13 protein-coding genes are annotated in these 19,404 nt (G+C 69.9%); 7 read left to right on the top strand and 6 right to left on the bottom strand.

Going from position 1 to position 19,404, the window contains the following annotated elements:
* Nucleotides 1–112 precede the first annotated feature (112 nt).
* Nucleotides 113–724, top strand: coding sequence for a copper resistance CopC family protein (locus TR33_RS05830; protein WP_014911875.1), 612 nt, complete (start codon nt 113–115; stop codon nt 722–724).
* Nucleotides 725–839: 115 nt separating this feature from the next.
* Here the strand turns inward: TR33_RS05830 and TR33_RS05835 are convergent, their stop codons facing one another.
* Entirely contained in the window at nt 840–1,601 is a 762-nt protein-coding gene (locus tag TR33_RS05835) for a PP2C family protein-serine/threonine phosphatase (RefSeq protein ID WP_026125309.1), read from the bottom strand.
* 815 nt (nt 1,602–2,416) lie between these two features.
* Here TR33_RS05835 and TR33_RS05840 point away from each other — a divergent pair.
* The 3 genes from TR33_RS05840 (at nt 2,417) to TR33_RS05850 (ending at nt 5,979) form a co-directional block, all read left to right on the top strand.
* Nucleotides 2,417–3,694: a glycosyltransferase gene (locus TR33_RS05840; RefSeq protein ID WP_042282041.1), complete on the top strand. Its 1,278-nt coding sequence runs from the start codon at nt 2,417–2,419 to the stop codon at nt 3,692–3,694.
* A gap of 17 nt (nt 3,695–3,711) precedes the next feature.
* Entirely contained in the window at nt 3,712–4,623 is a 912-nt protein-coding gene (locus tag TR33_RS05845) for an anti-sigma factor RsbA family regulatory protein (RefSeq protein WP_042282044.1), read from the top strand.
* An 84-nt stretch (nt 4,624–4,707) separates the two neighbouring features.
* Nucleotides 4,708–5,979 carry an aspartate aminotransferase type Ic gene (locus TR33_RS05850; RefSeq protein WP_014909473.1) on the top strand — a complete coding sequence of 424 codons (1,272 nt, stop codon included), beginning with the start codon at nt 4,708–4,710 and terminating at the stop codon, nt 5,977–5,979.
* 45 nt (nt 5,980–6,024) lie between these two features.
* On the opposite strand, the gene TR33_RS05855 is transcribed toward TR33_RS05850, so the two are convergent.
* Nucleotides 6,025–6,375, bottom strand: coding sequence for an STAS domain-containing protein (locus TR33_RS05855; protein ID WP_017536210.1), 351 nt, complete (start codon nt 6,373–6,375; stop codon nt 6,025–6,027).
* 168 nt (nt 6,376–6,543) lie between these two features.
* On the bottom strand, nt 6,544–7,308 hold the full coding sequence (locus TR33_RS05860; protein ID WP_042282045.1) for a GAF and ANTAR domain-containing protein: 765 nt from the start codon (nt 7,306–7,308) through the stop codon (nt 6,544–6,546).
* A gap of 173 nt (nt 7,309–7,481) precedes the next feature.
* Between TR33_RS05860 and TR33_RS05865 the strand changes: the two genes are divergently transcribed.
* Nucleotides 7,482–8,639 carry a PAS domain-containing protein gene (locus tag TR33_RS05865; protein ID WP_042282047.1) on the top strand — a complete coding sequence of 386 codons (1,158 nt, stop codon included), beginning with the start codon at nt 7,482–7,484 and terminating at the stop codon, nt 8,637–8,639.
* 655 nt (nt 8,640–9,294) lie between these two features.
* On the opposite strand, the gene TR33_RS05870 is transcribed toward TR33_RS05865, so the two are convergent.
* Entirely contained in the window at nt 9,295–9,936 is a 642-nt protein-coding gene (locus tag TR33_RS05870) for a response regulator (RefSeq protein ID WP_014910200.1), read from the bottom strand.
* 6 nt (nt 9,937–9,942) lie between these two features.
* A complete protein-coding gene (locus TR33_RS05875) occupies nt 9,943–14,355 on the bottom strand; it encodes a HAMP domain-containing protein (protein ID WP_042282598.1) in 4,413 nt (1,470 codons plus the stop codon).
* A 382-nt stretch (nt 14,356–14,737) separates the two neighbouring features.
* On the opposite strand from TR33_RS05875, the gene TR33_RS05880 reads away from it, so the two are divergent.
* Entirely contained in the window at nt 14,738–16,903 is a 2,166-nt protein-coding gene (locus TR33_RS05880) for a SpoIIE family protein phosphatase (RefSeq protein ID WP_026125311.1), read from the top strand.
* Between the two features lie 10 nt (nt 16,904–16,913).
* Here the strand turns inward: TR33_RS05880 and TR33_RS05885 are convergent, their stop codons facing one another.
* Entirely contained in the window at nt 16,914–17,519 is a 606-nt protein-coding gene (locus TR33_RS05885) for a response regulator transcription factor (RefSeq protein ID WP_014911598.1), read from the bottom strand.
* Nucleotides 17,520–17,739: 220 nt separating this feature from the next.
* Here TR33_RS05885 and TR33_RS05890 point away from each other — a divergent pair, with 220 nt between their 5' ends.
* A complete protein-coding gene (locus tag TR33_RS05890) occupies nt 17,740–19,395 on the top strand; it encodes a S1C family serine protease (RefSeq protein WP_042282049.1) in 1,656 nt (551 codons plus the stop codon).
* The last annotated feature ends 9 nt before the right edge of the window (nt 19,396–19,404 follow it).

Genomic DNA, 19,404 nt, shown 5'->3' on the forward strand with positions numbered 1-19,404 from the left:
TCCCCGCGTTCCCTCGGTGTGCTCCGGGGACCGGCGAAAAGAGCCGGGCGAGCACGGTCGCACCCGTGCCGGCCGGACGTGAACCCTCACCCCGACGGCCTGAGAGAAGAACATGAGAAGAATCCGCACCGCAGCCGCCCTCGTCGTCCCCGTGGCGGCCGCCCTGCTGCTGGCCCCCTCCCCCGCCCTCGCGCACGACGTCCTCACCGGCTCCAACCCCGAGGACGAGGCGACCCTGGAGACCCTCCCCGAGGAGGTCGTGCTCACCTTCAACAACGCCCCGATGGAAGGGGGAAGCGGCAGCGCCATCGTCGTGACCGGCCCCGACGAGGAGACCCAGTACGAGGACGGAGAGCTGGTCTTCGACGGCACCGACGTCTCCGTGGGCCTGGCCCCGCTGGACCAGGCCGGCGACTACACCATCGCCTTCCGCGTCGTCTCCTCCGACGGCCACCCCATCCAGGAGACGCTCACCTTCACCGTGACCGACGAGGCCATCGCCGAGGCCGCTCCCGAGGAGCCCGCCGAGGAAGAGGCCCCTGCCGAGAACGAGGCCGCGGACGAGCAGGCCGAGGAGGCCCCTGCGGAGGAGGCCCCCGCCGAGGAGGCGGGCGGCTCCTCCTCGACCATGCTGATCATCGGTGGTGTCGTCGTCCTCGCGATCATCGGTCTGATCGCGATGCTCGTGACGCGCATGCGCAACCGCCCCGGTTCCGACTCCTGATCCGTAAGGATCCGGCCCACGGACACCGGACACACGAAGGGGCCCGTACGCCGAAGCGTGCGGGCCCCTTCCCGTCGTGGTGCCCCGAGACCGTGAGCGGTCCCGGGCACGACCGTCAGCGTCGCCGCGCCAACAGGATGCTGATGTTGTCCTTGCCCCCGGCCCCCATCGCGGCCTGCCAGAGGGCGTGGACGGCGGCCTCGTCGCTACCGGCCTCGGCGATGATCCGCTCCATTTCCTCCGGCAGCACCAGGTCGGACAGGCCGTCGCTGCACATGAGCCAGGCGCTGGGGTCGGCGGCCTCGTCCCGGCCCACATGCGGGACCATCGATCCGCCCGAGCTTCCGCCCAGGGACTGGGTGATGAAGTTGGTCGTGACGGGACGTCCGTCCTCGGAGGGCGGTAGGGCCGGAGAGTCGTCCTCCGAGAGCTGACGCAGGTGGCGCCCCTCCAGACGGTAGGTACGCGAGTCTCCGACGTTGAACCAGAAGTTGCCGTCGCTGTTGAGCAGGACGCCCGCGACCGTGGTCCCCATCCCCGAGAACTCCGGGTGCTGGGAGGCGTGGTCCTTGATCTCCTCGTCGATGTGGGTGAGGAGCTGGGCGACCTCCTCGGTGTTGTTGAGCCGCGGCCCCATCTCGGCCATGCGGTGCACCGCGTGCTCGGAGGCGATCTCCCCGGCGGCCTGGCCGCCGATACCGTCCGCGACCGCGAGGATCACCGGTTCGCTCACCGGCAGCACGCAGCGGACCGGGGAGGTCATGTTCGCGCTGGCGACGGTGAGCGCACCCATGACCACGGAGTCCTCGTTGGCAGGGCGGATAGCGCCCCGGTGCGTGAGGGCCGTGACTATGACTTCCCCACCAGCGACACCCATACGCCCTTCCTCCCGTTTCGTCGGCCGTGGCCGGTTGCCCGGCGCCCAGCGCCGGGCCTTGGTCGAGTCCCGTTCAACGTCTGGATTCTGTAACCGTACCGAGCCACCGCCGGAGTCGGTCAAAATCCGCGTACATCATGGCGGAAAACACCCGGATATGCAGTTCCCGCACCGCTTTTCGCCGCCAAAAGTGTTGCGCGGGTGACCTGAGGGACTTCCAGCGCCGTCCCCCTCGGTTCCGGTCCGACAGTAGCGTTGCCGGAACCCGACCAACAGGGCCTATCGGAATGTTCGACGAAACCGCAGACCAGGGCTTCGCGGCGACGAAGGGCCCGGGTACTCCGGGAGGGTTTCGGACAGCCTGTGGGATAGAACGCACGTTGTCGGCCGGTCCGGGGTCTGGCAGAATGGTCGGAGTTGGGTGTCTAAGACGCAGACACACACGACCCCGCCCCGCGCGCGGACCTGGCCACAGGTACGCCCGGTGGCGCTCAGTCTCCTACGACGGTCGTTTGGTGTGGTCTGTCATGCGTCTCTCCCCTCCTCTCTCTCCTCTTCCGCCGCGCCGTGCCCTTCGTACGCGCGTCTTCCTCGACGCCGCACGGCGTTCCCCACCGGCCGCGATCGCGCCGTCCCCGTATCCCCCGTCATCCTCCGCGGGCGCCTCGTAACGAGACGACGCCCCTCGGTCGGCCCCGCTCCCCGCTCCGGCCACCGACCACAGTCATCCCGGGTGGACTCCGACTCCCCGCTCCGGAGTCCCGCCGGGACCAACCACTAAGGACACCACGGCGGTGTCCAAGGAGTTCAGCCCAGTGAAGATCGCCATGGTCGCCGAACACGCCAATCCCCTTCCCGCTCACCGGGGCGAGCCGGCCTGCCCCGCGAGCCTGCACGCCTGTGCCCTCTCCCGTCAGCTCGCCAAACGCGGTCACCGGGTGACCGTCTACGTCCGCCGCAGCGACCCCGAGCAGCCCGAGGGCCGCACCCGTATGGCCCGCGGCGTCTCCGTCGCCTACCTCGACGCCGGCCCCGCCCGCCCCCTCACCGAGGACGAGCACGCCGAGCACACCGGGGCCTTCGGCACCGCGCTCGCCGCCGTCCTCGACGAGGACACCCCCGACGTGCTGCACGCCATCGGCTGGACCAGCGGCCTGGCCGCCCTCCACGCTCAGGCGCACAGCGAGAAGGACCAGAGCGGGACCCCCATCGTCCAGACCTTCCACTCCCTCAACGCCAGCGAACAGCGGTCCGGCATGGCCCACCGTCCCGACCGCGCCCGCATGGAGACGATCCTGGCCTCCCGGGCCGACCACGTCCTGGTCAACTCCACCGACCAGCAGGGCGAGCTGGCCCGACTCGGTGTGCCCCGACACCACGTGAGCGTCGTCCCCTTCGGCGTGGACACCGACCACTTCAGCGTGGAGGGCAGCGCCTCCACCGAACCCTGGCACTCCCGCCGCGAGGAGCGTCCCCGTCTCATCTCGGTGACCTCCCTGACCGCGCCCGGTGGCGCCGAACGTCTGGTCGAGGCGATGACCCGCCTGCCCGAGGCCGAACTGCTGCTGGTCTCCACCGCCGACGACCGCACGGTCGCCCTCGACGAGAACGCCCGCCGCGTCGAACTGCTGGCCAAGGAGGCCGGGGTGAACGACCGCGTGCACCTGACCGGACCGGTGGAGCGCAAGGAGCTCCCGCGTCTGCTGCGCTCCGCCGACGTGTACGTCTCCGCCGCCTCCCACGACCCCTACGGCGGCGCCGTCCTGGAGGCCATGGCCTGTGGTCTCCCGGTCGTCGCCACGGCCACCGGGGCCGTCCCCGGCGCGGTCCTGCACCGCACCAGCGGCGTGCTCATGCGGTTCGGCCGTCCCGACGAGGTCGCGCGCTCGGTACGCGCCGTCCTCAACACGCCGACCATGAGCAGTGCCTACGGCATCGCCGCGGTCGACCGCGCCCGCTCCCGCTTCACCTGGCAGCGCATCGCCGTGGAGACCGAGCTCGCCTACGAGCGTTCCCGCCCACAGCAGACCGACCACCAGGACCGTTCCGACGAGGACGAGGCGGAGCTGCTCCTGTCCGGGTCCGCCCACTGAGCGGTCCTCCACCCTCGATGACGTTCGAACACCAGGGACTGCTCCTGCGCCGTGGAAGACGCTCTTCCACGGCGGTCGGGGAGCGGCTCCGCTCCACCGTCCGGGCCGGCGTCCGGACCGTGCTCGCCGTGACCGATCCGGCCGCCCTCCTCGACGGGCTCGCACCCGCCGAACGCGACCGGATCGAGGTCATCGAGCGGGACACCCTCTACGACGCCCCGGGGCGCGCCCTGGCCGCCCTGCACCGGATGGCCCTGCTCCACGGCTCCGTCAGCGTCGTGGCCGAGCCTCCCCTCCTACCCTCCGACGGGTTGGAGGGACGCGAGTGGCACCGGATGGAATCGGTGCTGAGCACGGCCCTTGCCCCCATGGACATGAGCCTGTTGTGCGTCCATGACGAACAGTGGCTCCGTCCGGGGAACAGGTCCGCGGTCCTGGCCACCCATCCGATGCTCCTGGGCGCGCGCACCGCCCGACCCAACCCCGACTACCGGGGCACCGAGGCCTTCGGGCGGCGGGTCCGCGCGCCCGAGCCGATGGCCGTGACCGGCCCCTCCCACCGGCTGGAGATCTGTCCGTCGCTCCCCCGGTTACGGGAGGACCTCGGCGACCTGGGACGGCTCCTGGGTCTGGCCGACGGCCTCGTGGACGGCCTGGTCGTCGCGGTGAACGAACTCGCCGCGAACGTCCTGGAACACGGGGCGGGCAAGGGCACGGTCCAGGTATGGCGTGGACCGGACCGATGGGTGTGCGACGTCTTCGACGAGCGAGGCGGCCTCACCGACCCGTTGGCCGGCTACCGACCGGCGGACAGTCTCCGACCACGCGGATACGGGCTGTGGATCACCCGCCAGATCTGCGACTACATGGAGATCTGCGGGAGCAGGGACGGATCCCTGGTGCGATTGCACTTCGTCGACCGCGTCTGACCGGCCGTTCTCCGAGCTCACCCCCTGTATTCTGCGGCACGCGCCCGTCCCCCGAGGCGGGCGCCCCCTTCGAGAGGAACCATCATGACCACCGAGTCGAACGCCGACGCCCCGGCCGAACTCCTCGACCGGGCCCGGCGGGACTACAAGGAACTGACCGCGCGAGGCCTGAAGCTCGACCTCACCCGCGGCAAGCCCGCCCCGGAGCAGCTCGATCTCTCCGAGGGGCTGCTCTCCCTCCCCGGCGACCGGCACCACGCCCCGGACGGCACCGACGTGCGCAACTACGGCGGCCTGCGCGGCCTGCCGGAACTCCGGGAGATCTTCTCCGACGTGCTCCAGGTCCCCGCGGACCGCCTCCTCGCGGCCGGGAACTCCAGCCTGGAACTGATGCACGACTGCCTGGTCCACGCCTTCCTGAGCGTCCTGCCCGGCGCCGAGACGCGTTGGGCCGACCAGGAGCGGATCGCCTTCCTGTGCCCCGTGCCCGGCTACGACCGGCACTTCGCCCTCACCGAGCGGTTCGGCATCGAGATGATCCCCGTACCGATGGACGACTCCGGTCCGGACATGGACGTCGTGGAGCGGCTCGTCGCCGAGGACCCGGCCGTCAAGGGCATCTGGTGCGTGCCCAAGTACAGCAACCCGAACGGGGTCGTCTACGGCGACGAGACCATCGCGCGTCTGGCCCGGATGACCACCGCCGCCCCGGACTTCCGGATCTTCTGGGACAACGCCTACGCCGCCCACCACCTCACCGACGAGCCCGTAGAGATCGCCGACCTCTCCGCCGCCTGCGCGGAGAGCGGGAACCCCGATCGGCCGTTCGTCTTCGGCTCCACCTCGAAGATCACCTTCGCCGGGGCCGGCGTCGGCTTCTTCGGTTCCTCGACCGCCAACGTGGACTGGCTGACCGCCAACAGTTCCAAGCGTTCGATCGGCCCGGACAAGGTGAACCAGCTCCGGCACCTCCTCTTCCTGAGGGACGCGGAAGGGCTGCGGATCCACATGGAGCGCCAGCGGAGCCTGCTCCAGCCCAAGTTCGACACCGTCCAGCGGATCCTGGAAGCCGAGCTCGGCGGTACCGGGCTGGCCGAGTGGACCACCCCCACCGGTGGCTACTTCGTCACCCTGGAGGTCGGCGAGGGCTGCGCCAAGGAGGTCGTGCGCCGCGCCGCCGAGGCGGGTATCGTCCTGACCCCGGCCGGGGCGACCCACCCCTACGGCGACGACCCGCGTGACGCGACGATCCGTATCGCGCCCAGCTTCCCCTCCCTGGAGGAGCTGGAGAAGGCGATGCTCGGCCTGACCACGTGCGTGCGCCTGGTCGGCTACGAGAAGCGCCACGGGAACTGACCCGTGCTTCGGGGCGCGGGCCGCGACATCGGCGCGCGCCCCGCGTCAGCCGGCCTCGGCGAAGGAGGCGACCGCCTTCCCCACGCTCTCCATGATCGGGATCACCTGGTCGATGCCCGCGATCACGAACAATCGGTTGACCTGCTGCTGAGGCTCGGCGATCACCAGACCCACACCGAGGTCGCGGGCCTGCCGGAAGGCGGCCACCAGCACCCCGATGCATCGGGAGTCGCAGAACCCCACCTTGTCGAAGGCCACCACCACGCCCTCGGGCCCTTCGGACAGCACCTCGTCCAAAGCCTCGGCCAGGGCCGGAGAGGTGACCGCGTCCATCTCGCCGACGGGCGTCACCACGGCGACACCGTTCTCTCGGCGGATCGAGATGTCTGACGTCACGGTCGCTTCTCCTTGTCGTTCGCGTGCACCGGGTGGGACTCGCGCCCGCCCTGGGGCGGACCGGCCGCCACCGCGTTCCGCGACGGCCCCGACCTCTCATCATGACGCCTCCCGATCACACTCGGGACTCGTATCGATGTGTTCACCGGGACGTTCACGCCGAGAGGCTCACCCTCGACGCCCGCGCCCTCGCATCCGCGGCTGGGGGCCGGTGTTCTCCGCCACCAGGTCCCGGGCCACCTCCACGACCCGCTTCCGATTGCGCTGGGCCACCTCGCGCAGGGCCGCGAAGGCGGTGTCGGCGTCACAGCCCCGGGCGTGCATGATGATCCCCTTGGCCTGGTCGATCACCGTACGCGCCGACATCGCCCTTCGCATGTGGGCGGACTCGCGCGCCGCGTCGGCCTGACGCCCCGCCGTGTGCAGGGCCATCGCCGCGTGTTCGGCCAACAGCGCGGTGAGATGGGTGACCACCTCTTCGTCGAAGGCGTCCGACCGTCCCGAGTGCACGCCGAAGGTGAGGACACGGTCCTCCCCCTCGCCGGGAAGCTTGCTGGGCTGGGTGATAGAGGAACGGTCACCGCACTGGACGGCCATGCTCGTGTATCCGGGCCAGCGCTGGTCGCGGAGCACGTCGGAGACGCGGACCCTGCGCATCTCGCGGACCGCCTCGACCGTGGGGCCCTGGTCGGTCGTGTACTGGTATTCGAAGGCCTCGGAGAGGTCGGAATGGGAGGCGCCGTAGTCGCTGACCACGTGACGGCCGGTCCCGTCCGGGGCGACCACCTCGCGCCAGAGCACGACCAGGGAGGCCGAACATCCGGGAACGCCCCACGCGGCGGCGCGGCTCATCTGGTCCAGAGCCCGCTCGGGGGTGGTGCTCTCCTCTTGTCCCAGAGCGCCGATGTCACGGGCGAGGCGTTCGATCCACATCGTGCGAACCTCCTCCGCTCGTCCCGTTCTCCCCCACCAACGGTAACCTTCGGAAAGGCCTCGACCGGACACGGGCCGTCCTCAGCACGGGGACAAAGCACCTTCTCGGCACCCGCCCCGGGCCCGCCGAGCACCGCCGCACCGCCCTCGAAGACGACCGGGAGACCGTGAGCGTGTCGGACAACCTCGCCGATCTGCAACGCGAGATCAACGCGTTGAGCGAACGTGTCGCCGCCCTGGGCAACACCCACGCCACCTACCCGGACGATGCCCAGGGCACCGCCGAGGCCGCCCTCGCGGAGTTGGAGTACGCGGAGCGTCTGCTCGGCGACGCCGGAGCGGAGCTGGCCCGTGCCCACAGCAACCCCGCCGCGCCCCGCCGCTCCGGCGATGACAACGACCGGGTCCTGCTGCGGGCCGTGTTCAACGAGCTCAGCGTGCCCGTGGTGCTGTTGGACCACGACGGCTACATCCGGAGGATCAACAACTCCGGGGCCGAACAGTTGGGCGGAGCGCCCGGTTATCTCACCGGCAAGCCCTTCGCCCACTTCGTCGACCTGCGCAAGCGCGCGGCCATGCAGTCGTGGCTGGCGGCGGTGCTGCGCGGTGACGGGCCCGCCTCGTTGGAGTCCCGGCTGGCCCAGCGGGGGTGGGCCGAGGACGTGCATCTGACCCTGACCCGGTTGGAGCTGCCCACGGAGGCCCAGCCACTGGTCCTGGTGGCGATGTCGCCGCCGATGCACGGCGACGAGGAGGAGGGGCCGGCTCCGTTGGAGTCGGAGGTCGAGGACCAGGTGGTGGTCCTGGCCGCCCGACGGTTGGACGTGCTCACCCGGATGACCCGGCTACTGCTGCGCGGCACCACTCCGACCAGGGGGCTCGCGCTGACCGAGGCCGCCGACCTGCTCGCCGACTCCTACGCAGACTGGGTGATCATCGACGTCTGTGATCTGCCGAAGGACCCTCAGGCCGCGCGCCGCGCCACCGTGGTCGGCCCGGCCGACGTGCCCGACGGCCAGGCCGAGGAGGTGGCGGCGCTGCCCCCGGGCGACTCCGACATCCCCGGCGAGGTGCTGGGGCGCGGCCAGTCGCTGTTGTTCCCCTTGATCGAGGACGAGTCGGTGCTCGGCCACCTGGCCTCGGGCGCCCCGGTCCTGGCCGCCCTCGGCGCCGGTTCACTGCTGTCGGTGCCTCTGCGCGGCAGCCGCGGCGTCCGAGGCGCGCTCACCCTGATCCGCCGCAGCAACCGGGGCAGCTTCCGTCTCGCCGACCTCGGCCTGATCGAGGAGATCGGCGAGCACATCGGCCTCGCCCTCCCGCCCCGCCCCTGACCGGTTCGGGCACCTCCGCCCTCTCACATCTCCCAGGGGGCGACCGCCACGCGGTCTCCTACAGCACCCCCCCTGGGGGTCGGTGCACACGGTCTCCCACACCAACCCCCTGGGGTCGGTGCACACGATCTCCTACCTCGCCACGGGGGGTTGCCCGTTCGGGCGCCGGCGGGGTTCTGGAGGTGCCGCAGGTGGGGTCGCGAGGAACGAGTGGCCACACCGTAGGTGCCGAAGGTTCCCGCCTCCCTTGGCGCCCGAACACGGCCCGAAGCGCCGGCGGAGGGCCAAAGCAAACACTTTCGGACCCCAACCCCGGCAGGGTGTAACCCACACCCGACCTCCTACCTCAACCCCCTGTAGTGACCGGCACTCGGTCTCCTACCTTCACCCCCGGAGACCCCGAAGCGCCAGCGGAGGGCCAAAGCAAACACTTTCGGGCCCCGACCCCAGCAGGGTGTAACCGGTACATGGTCCCCTACCTCAACCCCCAGGGGTGCCCGAAGCGCCGGCGGAGGGCCAAAGCAAACACTTTCGGGCCCCGACCCCAGCAGGGTGTAACCGGTACGCGACCTCCTACCTCGACCCCCTGTAGTAACCGACACCCGACCTCCCACACCAACCCCCGGAGGCCCCGAAGCGAAGCGGAGCACCGAAACTAGTCGTCGGGCCCGTGCAGGGTGTCCACGAGGGTGGACAGGCGTGAGGCCGAGCGGTCGACCCTGCGCACGGCGTCCACCAAGGGCTGGTCGACCTCCTGGTAGTTGGTGACGATGTGCTCGCGCAGGTCCGCGAGGTCGGCCTGGACCTGGCGGGAGCGTTGGGCGAGCTGTTCGGCGAGGACCTTGCCCGGTTCCCCGGTCTCCTGGTTGAGGACCCGTTGGAGGGAGCGGGCCTGTTCACGCATCTGGGCCTTGAGCTGGTGCAACTCCACGAAGACCTCGACCTTGGAGCGCAGGACCCATGGGTCGAACGGCTTGATCAGGAAGTCCACGGCCCGCGAGGAGTAACCGCGGAACACCTGGTGCCGGTCGACCTCCTGCGCGGTGAGGAAGATGATCGGCACGTCCTTGGTCTTCTCCCGCTGCTTGATGTGCGCGGCGGTCTCGTACCCGTCCATTCCGGGCATGATCACGTCGAGCAGGATGACGGCGAAATCGGTGCCCAGAAGGTGTTTCAGCGCCTCCTCGCCGGAGTTGGCCCGCACCAGGTTCTGGTCCAGGGAGGTGAGGGCCGCTTCCAGAGCGATGAGGTTCTCGTCGCGGTCGTCGACGAGAAGGATGTTGGCCTTCTGAGTCACTGCTGGTTACTCCGAGTCGTGCGGCGGGGTGTCTCCGGCGTCACCGGGGTCCCCGTTCGAGTCGTTGTCGTCCCTGGTCTCACCGTGACCACTGTGGTCCGTTCCGCCATTGTGCCCGTCCTCGGACGCTTCCGTGTCACCGCTCCGCTCGTCGGCGGCGGCTCCGGCCCGGGTCTCCTCCGGTCCGGCGGTCAGCCAACGGCGCATCACGTCCAACAGATGGTCCAGGTCGACCGGCTTGGTGACGTAGTCGGTGGCTCCCGCCGCCAGGCTGCGTTCCCGGTCTCCCTGCATGGCCTTGGCCGTGAGCGAGATGATCGGCAGATCCTCGAACTGGGGCATCTCCCGGATCCGCTGGGTGGTCTGGTTACCGTCCAACTCGGGCATCATGACGTCCATCAGGACCAGGGAGATGTCCTCGTTGGCCTCCAGCTTCTCGATCCCGGTGTGCCCGTTGTCCGCGTAGAGGACCTCCAGGCCTTGGGCCTCCAGAGCGCTGGTCAGGGCGAACACGTTGCGCACGTCGTCGTCGACGATGAGCACCCGTTGTCCGGCCAGGACCGCCCTCCGTTCGGGGTCGGGCCGTGCCTCGCTGTGCTCCTCGGCGCCGGGCTCCTCGGGCTCGGGCGCCTTGAGCACCTGCACCATCGGCAGCGGCTCGTCCGGCTGTCCGGAGTCCGTCAGAGCGGCCACGACCGCGTCGAAGTCCTCGTCGGGCAGGTCGAGGTCGCTGTCGCCGACGGCGGCTCCGAGGGCGTCGTGCTCTCCGCCGCCCTGTTCCAGGACGGCGAGGGGCTCCAGGGTGCCGCCGGTCTCGTCGACGGCCTCTCCGGCGTCCTCGGGCAGCCGGACCGGGAGCAGCAGGGTGAACGTCGACCCTTGGCCGGCCACGCTCTGCACCCGGATCTCACCGCCGAGCAGACGGGCGAAGTTACGGCTGATGGAGAGCCCGAGCCCGGTTCCTCCGAAGCGGCGCGAGGTGCCGCCGTCGCCTTGGTGGAAGGCCTCGAAGATCACCTGGAGCTTGTCCTCGGCTATGCCGATCCCGGTGTCCGCGACGGTGAAGGCGATGACCTCCTCGTTCTCCACGAACATGTCGAGATCGGTGTCCTCCAGAGCCCAGGCCGGCTCGATGAGCAGTCGTACCTCGCCCTGCGAGGTGAACTTGACCGCGTTGGAGAGCAGGTTGCGCAGGATCTGCTGGAGCCGCTGTTCGTCGGTCCACAGGGTCTCGGGGATGTCCGGTGAGACGTCCACCGCGAACGCCAGCCCCTGTTCCCCGGTGACCGGTCGGAACGTGGCCTCCACGTAGTCGACGAGCTGGGCGATGGACACCTCGCTGGGCTGCACCTCGGCGCGGCCCGCCTCCACCTTGGACAGGTCGAGGATCTCGTCGATGAGCAGGAGCAGGTCGCTTCCCGCCTTGTGGATGGTCTGGGCGAACTCGACCTGCTTGGGCGTGAGGTTCTGTTCGGCGTTGTCGGCGAGCAGACGCGCCAGGATCAGCAGGCTGTTGAGCGGCGTGCGCAGCTCGTGCGACATGTTCGCCAGGAACTCGGACTTGTACTTGGACGAGACCTGGAGCTGGTGGGCGCGCTCCTCCAGAGCGTTGCGGGAACGCTGGATCTGCTGGTTCTGGAGTTCGATCGCCCGGTTCTGGTTGGCGAGCTGGGTCGCCTTCTGCCGCAGCTCCGCGTTCATGCCGCGCAGCTCCTCCTGTTGGCGTTGGAGCTCGTTGGAGCGTTCGCGCAACTGGCTGGTGAGCTGCTGGGACTGTTCGAGCAGGTACTCGGTGCGGTTGTTGGCCAGGATGGTGTTGATCGTGGTCCCGAGCAGGGAGACCAACTGGCGGAGGAAGTTCTTGTGGATCTCCCGGAACTCCTCATAGGAGGCGAACTCCACCACACCCAGAGAACGTCCCTCGGTGACGATCGGGAGGATGTACAGGTGGTTCGGTGCGGCCTCGCCCAGGCCGGAGCCGACCGTGACGTAGCCGGCCGGCAGGTTGCCCACCTGCTGTTCCACCTGCTGGGACAGGGCCTCGCCGGCCAGCCCGACACCCTTGTGGATGCGCAGTCGGCCTTCATCGGGTTCGAATCCGAACCCGGCGTAGAGCCGGAAGATGTCCTCGTGGTCCTGGTCCTCGGGCAGGTAGCAGGCCCCGTGCTGGGCACCGATCAGCGGCGTGACCTCGGTCATGATGAGGCGGGCCAGCTCGTTGAGGTCGCGGTGCCCCTGGATGCGCCCGGAGATGCGGGCCAGGTTGGACTTGAGCCAGTCGGCGTCGCGCTGGTCGGCGGTGGTCTCGCGCAGATTGGACACCATCAGGTTGATGTTGTCCTTGAGCTGCTGCATCTCGCCGAGGGTGTCGACCTGGATGTTGCGGGTCAGGTCGCCCTTGGCGACGGCGTTGGCGACCTCGGCGATGGCCCGCACCTGTGTGGTGAGGTTGCCCGCCAGCCCGTTCACGCTGTCGGTGAGCTGCTTCCAGGTTCCGGTGACGCCCTCGACCTTGGCCTGGCCGCCCAGCTGTCCCTGGCTGCCCACCTCGTAGGCCACTCGTGTGACCTCGGTGGCGAAGGCCGACAGTTGGTCGACCATGGTGTTCACCGTCGTCTTCACCTCGAGGATCTCTCCCTGGGCGTTGACGTCGATCTTCTTGGTGAGGTCACCGGCGGCGACCGCGGTCGTCACCTCGGAGATGTTGCGCACCTGCGTGGTGAGGTTGTGCGACATCGAGTTGACGTTCTCGGTGAGGTCGTTCCAGATGCCGGAGACGCCCTTGACGCTGGCGCGACCGCCCAGCTTGCCCTCGGTACCCACCTCACGGGCCACACGGGTCACCTCGTCCGCGAAGGCGGAGAGCTGATCCACCATCACGTTGATGGTGTCCTTGAGCTCCAACATCTCGCCCTTGGCGTTGACCGTGACCTTCTTGGTCAGGTCGCCGGCGGCCACCGCCCGCGTCACCATGGAGATCTGTCGCACCTGGTAGGTCAGGTTGTTGGCCATCGAGTTGACGTTGTCCGTCAGGTCCTTCCAGACCCCGGAGACGTCCCGTACGTGGGCCTGTCCGGCCAGTTTGCCCTCGGTGCCGACCTCACGCGCGACGCGGGTGACCTCGTCGGCGAAGGTCGACAGCTGGTCCACCATCGTGTTGATGGTGTCCTTCATCTCGAGCATCTCGCCCTGGGCGTCGACGGTGATCTTCTTGCCCAGGTCGCCCTTGGCGACCGCCGTCGTGACCTGCGAGATGTTGCGGACCTGGTAGGTGAGGCTGTTGGCCATCGAGTTGACGTTGTCGGTCAGGTCCTTCCAGATACCCGACACGCCCTTGACGCTGGCGCGACCGCCCAGCTTGCCCTCGGTACCCACCTCACGGGCGACCCGGGTGACCTCGTCCGCCAACGAGTCGAGCTGGTCGACCATGGTGTTCACGGTGTTCTTCAGGGCGAGCATCTCGCCCTGGACGTCGACCTCGACCTTGCGGGTCAGGTCGCCTCGGGCGACCGCCGTGGTCACCTTGGAGATGTCGCGGACCTGATTGGTCAGGTTGTCCGCCATGGAGTTGACGTTGTCGGTGAGGTCCTTCCAGATGCCCTGGACCCCGCGCACGTTGGCGCGACCACCGAGCTTGCCCTCGGTGCCCACCTCACGGGCCACTCGAGTGACCTCGTCCGCGAACGTGGAGAGCTGGTCCACCATCGTGTTGAAGGTGTCCTTGAGCTCCAACATCTCGCCCTGGACGTCGATGGTGATCTTCTTGCCGAGATCACCGCGGGCGACGGCGGTGGTGACGGTGGAGATGTCCCGTACCTGGAGGGTGAGGCGGGAGGCCATCTGGTTCACCGACTCGGTGACCTCGCGCCAGGCGCCGGAGACGTCCTCGACGCGGGCGCTGCCGCCCAGCTTGCCCTCGGTTCCCACCTCGCGGGCGACCCGGGTGACCTCCTCGGTGAAGCCGCTCATCTGCTCGGCCATCCGGTTGACCGTGTTGGCCAACCGCAACAGGTCGCCCTTGAGCTCCCCGCTGCGTCCCTCGGTGGAGGCTCGACGGTTGAGCTCGCCCTCGGCGACCGAGTCCAGCACCTGGGCGACGTCGGTGACCGGCCGGGCCACCTCGTCCATGAGGAGGTTGAGCGCGCGGGCGCTGTTGCCCCAGGCGCCTCGGGCCGGGTGGACGGTGACCCGTTCGTTGAGTCGACCCTCCTCACGGACCACGTCGCCGACGCGCTGCAACTCGCTGCTGAGCTGTTCGCTGTGGTCGACCACCTCGTTGAAGACCGAGGCGATCTCGCGGAGCCTTCCGCTACCACGCGATCGGAGCCGGACACTGAAGTCGCCGTCACGCATCCGGTACAGAGCGTTCAGTATCTCGTCGAGTTGATCGTCGGCCAGTTCCATGACCGCCTCGGGCATGAACCCCTCCTCAATCCGCACACCACGTCGGCCACCGATCACCATGCCGGGGTCGTCCCGACTCGACCCTCAGCGCAGTGGGCCGGTCCCGTGCCGGGTGCGGGCACGGGACACGGAGGACACGCGTGCGATCACATGTCCACCGGTGACACCCCGTCACGCTACCGTCGCGAAGTACCACCCGAAAGAAGCGGATGTGTCGTCTTACACTAACCGGCCGTGCCATCGCGCACAGGCGGGTTGAGGATCTCGTCTTCTCGGCGTTCCGCGAACAGAGGTCCGCACGCGTGGGAACCGATCCCGCGTATCGTGGCAGGAACCACCCCTCCACCACCCGCGCCCAGTGACGAAGGACACCGACGGCTTGGCAGCACAAGACGCGTTGAAGGTCGCTCGACGAGAGTTCCCCCCTGCTCCAGAGACCGCGGCGGCCGCCCGAGAGTTCGTGCACGACACCCTGCTGAACTGGGGTGTCCCCGACCCGTTCGACGACATCATCCTGTTGGTCAGCGAACTGGTCACCAACGCCGTCATCCACGCGGACTCCGCGCTGGAGGTCACCGTCCGGCGCACCGACGGTTCGACCGAGGTGATGGTCACCGACTCCGCGCCCGAACGCGCCGTCCCCCAGGCCGGGCCGCTCGCGGTGGACACCTCCCCCTCGACCGGCGACGAACGCAGCGGGGGCCTGGGGCTGGCCCTGGCCTCGGCGATCGCCTCCAGCTGGGGTGTCAGCTATGGGCGTAACGACAAGGCGGTGTGGTTCCGGATCGAGGACAAGGGCACCGAGCACTCCTCTCTGGAGTCGCCGCCGGTGCGCAGGGGTCCCTCCCGTCCCGCGCGTCCGCCCGCGTGGTCGGCGCTGGACGCGGCGTTGGGCTCCCGACTCAGCCTTCCCCAATTGCTGGAACGCACCGTGGAGTACGCGACCACGGCCCTGGGCGGTGACGCCGCCTACATAGCGCTGGCGACCTCGGACGAGACCATGTGGGAGATCCGGGCGGCGATCGGGCTGACCGGCGGCGCCCCTTGGCGTTCGGTGCGGGTGCGCACCGAGGAGACCTTCCCGTCGGCCGCTCCCGAGACCGGGCCGGTGATCAACGACGATCTGATGATCGCCCGCGCCAACCGGGGCGTACTGTCCCGCGCGGGGATGCGGTCCCTGGTGACGGCCCCGCTGATCGTGGACGGCCGGGTGACCGGGCTGCTGGCGGTGGCCTCCACCCGGGCCCGCCACTTCGGACCGGCCGCGGCCAAACGGCTCCAGGAGGGCGCCGACCTGATAGCTCTCCCGGTGGAGCGGTCCCGTCTCGCCGAGGTGGAACTGAGCCGCCGCGCCTCGCTGAGCTTCCTGGCCGAGGCCAGCGACCTGCTCGCCGGCACGTTGGACGAACGGATGACCGGGGCCCTGGCCGCCCAGCTCATCACGTCGCGACTGGGCCGCTGGTGCGCCATCCACACCATCAACGAGCTGGGCATCTCCAGGCTCACCCACGTGGTGCACAGCGACGAGAACCTCAACGACATCCTGCGTTCCCTGCTCACGGCGCTGCCTCCGCGCGAACAACGCGAGCCGCAGCCCCTGTGGACCCAGAAGGAGCTGGCCGCCGAGGGGCTGGACGAGCAGATGACGGGCGTCCTGGCGCGCGGCCCCGCGATCAGCATCCCGCTGATCGCGCACGGCCGGGCCCTGGGCCGGATGACCATCGGCAAGAACGAGACCGACGACTTCACCCGCGAAGAGGCCGACGTCGCCGACGACCTGAGCCGTCGGGTCGCCTCGGCGATGGAGAACGCCCGTCTGCACGAACGGCACACCGCGATGAGCACGGCGCTCCAGCGCAGTCTGCTGCCTCCCAAGGACAAGGAGCCGGTGATCCCCGGTGTGGACCACGCGGTCTACTATCGTCCCTCGGACGAGCGCAGCGAGGTCGGCGGGGACTTCTACGACGTCTTCTCCGCCAGCGGACGATGGTGCTTCGCCATCGGCGACGTGTGCGGTACCGGACCGGAGGCGGCCGCCGTCACCGGTCTGGCGCGACACACCCTGCGCGCGCTGGCCCGAGAGGGGTTCACCCCGGCGCACATCATGCAGCGGTTGAACATGGCCATCCTGGACGAGAACACCTCGACCCGATTCCTGACGATGCTGTACGGGGAGATGACCCCCGCCACCGACGCCGCCGGAGGCATGCGCGTACGCATGGTCTCGGCCGGGCATCCGCTCCCGCTCCGGCTGAACCAGAAGGGTCGGGTGGAGCCCTTCGGCACCTCCCAGCCCCTGCTGGGCGCCTTCGAGGACGTGGGCTTCAGCACCGAGAGCGTGGACATCCGCCCGGGCGAGGTGGTCCTGGCGGTGACCGACGGCGTCACCGAGCGCCGCAGCGGAAGCGACATGCTCGGCGACGAGGGGCTGACCGAGATCTTCTCCCACGCCGCCGGGCTGACCGCCCAGGCGGTGATCAGCCGGATCGAGCGCGAGCTGGAGGAGTACGCTCCGGGCGGCAACTCCGACGACACCGCGATGCTCGTCCTGCGCTTCCTCTGACCCCGCGGCCTCAGAGCCAGCCCATGTCCTGAGCGGTGCGGATCGCGGCCATGCGGTTCTCCGCGCCGGTCTTGCCGATGGCGTTGGACAGGTAGTTGCGCACGGTGCCCTCGGTCAGATGCAGGGCCTTGGCGATCCCGGCCACGGTCGCCCCGTCGGAGGCGGCGCGCAGCACCTCGGTCTCGCGATCGGTGAGAGGGCTCTCACCTCCGACCATCGCGGCGGCGGCCAGGTCGGTGTCGATGTACCGACCGCCGCCGTGGACCTTGCGGACGGCACCGGCGAGCTGCTCGACCGGCGCGTCCTTGGCCAGGAACCCCCGGGCCCCCGCCTCCAGGGCCCGACGCAGGTAGCCGGGCCGACCGAAGCTCGTCAGGATGACGACCCCGCAGCCGGGGGCGCGCCGCCCCAGCTCGGCCGCGGCCTCCAGGCCGGTGGCGCCCGGCATCTCGATGTCGAGCACGGCGACGTCGGCGGCGTGTTCGAGAACGGTGTCGACCACCTGGTCGCCCCGCCCCACCTCGGCGACGACCTCGATGTCGTCCTCCAGGCCGAGCAGAGCGGCTATGGCGCCCCTGACGAGATGTTCGTCGTCCGCGAGCACGAGCTTGATCACAGGTGGGGCCTTCCCTGTCGTATCGGCCTGGTGTTGGGGAGAAACGGTATCGTTCCGGACATCGTCCGGCATCACGGCGGGAATCCCTTCCCGGTCCCACGCGTTCTCCCGGCCGTGAGCCGAACTCGAAACCGCTCTGTATCGGGCTCTCACCCTGTTCTAACCCACGGGCCACATGATGAAGCATGTCCGTACATCGTCCCATCAGCCGGAGGATGAGTTGCAGCCGAACGAACCGAGTAACGGCCGGGAGACCGACGCGGAGGCCCAGAGCCCCGCGGGCCCCGAGGAGCACCCTGCCCAGGACTCCGCTCTCACCGGTGGTCAGGGACAGGACGTCCCCGTGAACGACGTCGCCCCGGAGGAGCCCGCGAACCCGGAGCCCGCTCCGAACGGCGACCCCCGCCCCTTCCAGAACACCGCCCAGGCCCCTCCGAGCGGCCCCCAGGGCACCCCCCGCTTCTCCCCTCCCGAGGGGACCGGCCCCGGCTGGGCCACCGGCCCCGAGAGCACCGGCCACCCCTCCTACGTCTTCCCCGGGGCGGGCCACCAGGCCGCCCCCGGGCCGAACGCCCCCGGCACGGGCGTTCCCGGACAGAACACCTCCGGTCCGGGCGTCCCCCCGGGGAGCACCCCGGGTCAGGGCCCCGCGACCGGCCCCTTCGGTCCCGGCCCCTCCGGCCCTCAGCACACCGCGGCCTTCGCCGTCGGGCGGCCCGGCGGTCCCGGCCCCTACGGAGGCCCGTTCGGGCAGCCGCCCTTCGGCCCTCCTCAGGAGGCTCCCAAGAAGCGCGGCGGTGGCCGGATCGTCGGGATCGCCGCGGCGACCGCCCTGGTCACCAGTCTCATCGTGGGGCCCGCCGCCGCCCTCGGCACCGCCTACCTGCTGCCGGGCGCCGAGCCGATCAGCTCGCTCACCGGTGAGCAGGGCAGCACCGCCACCGAGGGGGCCGTCGGCGAGGTCGCCGACCAGGTCCTGCCCAGCGTGGTCTCCATCCAGACCAGTCAGGGCGGCGGCAGCGGCGTGATCCTGTCCTCGGACGGTCAGATCCTCACCAACGCGCACGTGGTCGACTCGGCCACCGACGGCCGTCTCCAGGTGCGCTTCAACGACGGCAGCGCGGCCGACGCCGAGATCCTCGGTTCGGACCCGGTGTCCGACATCGCGGTGATCCAGGCCCAAGGACGCGACGATCTCACCCCGGCCACGCTGGGCGACTCCGACCAGGTCGGGGTCGGCGGCGACGTGGTGGCGATCGGTTCGCCGCTGGGCCTGTCCGGCACGGTGACCACCGGTGTGGTCAGCGCGCTCAACCGCCCGGTGAACACCGGCGCCACCGAGAGCGGCGGCGCGCAGACCTCCACCGTGATCAACGCGATCCAGACCGACGCCGCGATCAACCCGGGCAACTCGGGCGGTCCTCTGGTGAACATGGCCGGTGAGGTGATCGGGATCAACACCGCGATCGCCGGTCTGTCCCAGGAGAGCGGCTCCGTGGGGCTGGGCTTCGCCATCCCGATCAACCAGGTCCGGCCGATCGCCGAGCAGTTGGTCGCCGAGGGCAGCGCGAGCTACCCGGCCATCCAGGCGACCATCGCCCCGGCCCGGAGCGGGGGCGCGCAGATCATGGAGGTCACCGACGGCGGTGCCGCCGCCGAGGCCGGCCTGAAGGAGGGCGACGTCGTGGTCTCCCTCGAAGGCGAGGCGGTGAACTCCCCCGACCAGCTGATCGCCCAGATCCGTGCCCACCAGCCCGGTGACGAGGTGACCCTCGGTGTGGTCTCCGAGGACGGAGGCTCTCCGAAGGACGTCCAGGTGACCCTGGGCGAGCAGAGCGCCGGGGCCGCCGCTCAGGAGGAGCCCGAGGAGGACTGACCTCCCTGG

This window comes from Nocardiopsis alba (assembly GCF_000710955.1).
Taxonomy (GTDB): Bacteria; Actinomycetota; Actinomycetes; order Streptosporangiales; family Streptosporangiaceae; genus Nocardiopsis; species Nocardiopsis alba.

Coding starts and splice junctions, on each gene's coding strand:
- TR33_RS05850 (WP_014909473.1), top strand. CDS start 4,708: ATGACCACCGAGTCGAACGCCGACGCCCCGGCCGAACTCCTCGACCGG.
- TR33_RS05875 (WP_042282598.1), bottom strand. CDS start 14,355: ATGCCCGAGGCGGTCATGGAACTGGCCGACGATCAACTCGACGAGATA.
- TR33_RS05860 (WP_042282045.1), bottom strand. CDS start 7,308: ATGTGGATCGAACGCCTCGCCCGTGACATCGGCGCTCTGGGACAAGAG.
- TR33_RS05835 (WP_026125309.1), bottom strand. CDS start 1,601: ATGGGTGTCGCTGGTGGGGAAGTCATAGTCACGGCCCTCACGCACCGG.
- TR33_RS05845 (WP_042282044.1), top strand. CDS start 3,712: ATGACGTTCGAACACCAGGGACTGCTCCTGCGCCGTGGAAGACGCTCT.
- TR33_RS05830 (WP_014911875.1), top strand. CDS start 113: ATGAGAAGAATCCGCACCGCAGCCGCCCTCGTCGTCCCCGTGGCGGCC.